General features: G+C 48.8%; 3 protein-coding genes. All 3 read left to right on the forward strand.

All coding sequences use genetic code 11. The features are described 5' to 3' along the window. The first annotated feature begins 161 nt into the window (after nt 1-161). The 3 genes from E5S67_RS31695 to E5S67_RS31705 all read left to right on the forward strand — a co-directional run bounded on the left by E5S67_RS31695 (nt 162) and on the right by E5S67_RS31705 (nt 2,380). Nucleotides 162-1,370, forward strand: coding sequence for a hypothetical protein (locus tag E5S67_RS31695; protein ID WP_172193415.1), 1,209 nt, complete (start codon nt 162-164; stop codon nt 1,368-1,370). A 363-nt stretch (nt 1,371-1,733) separates the two neighbouring features. Further along, nucleotides 1,734-2,060, forward strand: coding sequence for a hypothetical protein (locus tag E5S67_RS31700; RefSeq protein WP_172193418.1), 327 nt, complete (start codon nt 1,734-1,736; stop codon nt 2,058-2,060). A 53-nt stretch (nt 2,061-2,113) separates the two neighbouring features. Then, nucleotides 2,114-2,380: a hypothetical protein gene (locus E5S67_RS31705; RefSeq protein WP_172193420.1), complete on the forward strand. Its 267-nt coding sequence runs from the start codon at nt 2,114-2,116 to the stop codon at nt 2,378-2,380. Nucleotides 2,381-2,422: the final 42 nt, after the last annotated feature.

A 2,422-nucleotide genomic window follows, 5' to 3' on the forward strand; every position in this document is an offset into this window, starting at 1 on the left:
TCATCCGATAGTTGTTTTAGGTCAGGGAGTTTTTTCATTCCTTTATCTAATGTCTATCTCGTTCTCTTGTCAAGGGGGTTGAGCAATTACGCGCAACTCAATTTATTTATAACTTTGACTGGAATATTTCAGACACGGCAATCGACAAGCAAATAGAAGGATTGTGGAATTCCTTCGGGGGTATTTTAGGCGGCGCAGTCGGCCGCGCGATCGGTTGGATAGGATGCGGGTTAGTGCCGGCCGCCACAGTTTTCAGTTTTAACCAGTCGATGGGTGCGTACCTATTAAAAGAAGTCGGCGAAAAAGCGCTAGACGAAATGCTAGACGCCGCCAGTGAAGTGATTAACGCCGGGTTTCGGATGGGAGCGCAAGCTACTTTTTTGTGGCTTTACAAAGATGTGCGCCGAGCACTCAAAGACCCCTCAAATCCCTTCGGCATGGCGCTGCGCAGCGTCATGGGCGATAAAAACGTCAATAATTGGGGTACGGGCGAATCGTGGACTATGGCGAAGGCTGTAGAGAAAAAAATAGAGTCAATCCCCAACGCTTTTTGGCGCAACTTCACAGAGGAGGCCTTTGAGGAAGGTACGGAAGCCTGTATAGAAGCGGGTTTTGCAGTTGCCGGCGGGATTGATGCTTGGCTGGCGCAGCAGGCAATGCAGAGAAACGGGCCTCTCGGGAGCGATCGCACCGTGGAAATTACGCCCGATCGTTCCGCACCCGACGAGCGGATTATCCTCAGCGGGCCCGAAGCCGTTCTCAGGCCAACAATCGTCAACGTGCTCGCAACCCACCAAATGCTCGGCAACCGGGACGTGGGAGTGCTAATTAACGGCGCGCCGACAGACGAATACGTTACTCCGGGCGTGCAAGAGCGCAGTTTGCATATCGAATTTCGAGAAAAAATTGCTCCTCCGTGGACAATGCCATCTGGCAAAAGGGCTCGCTGCCGCGAAATTACAATCCCCGATATCAAGCGCGGGTTGACCTGGGAAGAAGTAAAACGAGCGGCGAAACAGTACACGAGCGGGCAAAGACTTGTTACCGCACGCCTAAACAACGGGCGACAAGTTCAATGTTACGCAAGTACAGAAAATGAGGGTATTCAGAAAATCAAAGAGCTATTAATACTCTCAACTGCTGAAATATTGCCTAACGGCGTTCGAGATTCGGGTTATACAGACCCTACACCGCGTCGACGGTCGCTACCCTACATTGTTTATCCGACAAAAGCAGTATTGGTTTGGAAAAAACGCGCCGCCGATTTAGACGGTCGCGAGGATATTGCCGGCAATATTTGGACAGAAGAGAGAATTGAATTTGATTTGTGGCCCGACGACGCGCCTCCTGACTTGTCGCTGCTAGGTTAGGTGTTTTTGAGCGATTAAATAGGCGCGCTCTTTGTCTAACTGCGATCTCACTTGAGTGAGTGTCAAACCTGTCTCGCGGGCCAACCGTTCCAATAAGCGACCGCGAGGCCGGTAAATGTAAGGTTTTCCCCACCGACCCGTTTTGCGGGTTAAGGCTCTTTTGCTGGGAGTACCTAGCTTAGGGTAGAGAGTTAAGTTCACGTTACAAAAATTTATAGAGCATTGTTTAGAGTGTGCGTACTACGGCAGAACCCTAGGGTTCCACATCACACCTTGGTACACCATAATTTGCCAAAGCTATGGTTGACAAGGGTTTTGAGGTTCGTTAAGTTCAAATAGCAGACCTTGAAGGACAGAAAAACCATGGCAGAACAGATTACCGTCGCCGAATTGCAAGCAGCGCTCCCTACAGGCATTGTTCTCGATACCGACTACGCCGCTACCGCTCCCGGGCTGCTACCAATTACTAACATTTTGGATGCCTACGCAGCGGCCCAAACAACCTTTAACACCGCAAATACAGTTCCTGGGGGCGATATTACTTCGCTGTTAGTTGGCGTCGGACCCGAACAGGTTGTTTTTTATCCTCCGAATCAAACTACAACTACCGTTACCGTCACACCTCGAACGTATTCGATAACTGTATTTCAGCGCTCTGCTGTTACCGACGTTTATCCTACTTTTGGGTAGATTTTGAAGGCTTTCTTCAACTTTTAATTTTTGAAACTTACAGGAGGTAGACCGTGGCAGAAGCACCAAAGGCCCGCAAGACAGATGTTTACGCAACCAGAACTAGATATTACGTTCCTTTAAAAGCGGGAACCAAAACTTACAATTATGTTTTTGACTCTCCTTGCGACGGGACTCAACTAACTAAATTAGGCGCTAAAGCGGTAGGCGCTGACACGCTTCCCAACGTAATTTATAAAGCGAGTTTACCCCGACCGGCAAGGGGAAAAACAGTAGACATCTCCAAAATAGTAACATTTTGTGGTACAAGAAGATCGTAAAGCTTTTTTGAGACAGAAACATGAGCGACATCCTGAATCATA

It is taken from the genome of Microcoleus asticus IPMA8 (assembly GCF_013179805.1).
GTDB lineage: Bacteria > Cyanobacteriota > Cyanobacteriia > Cyanobacteriales > Microcoleaceae > Microcoleus > Microcoleus asticus.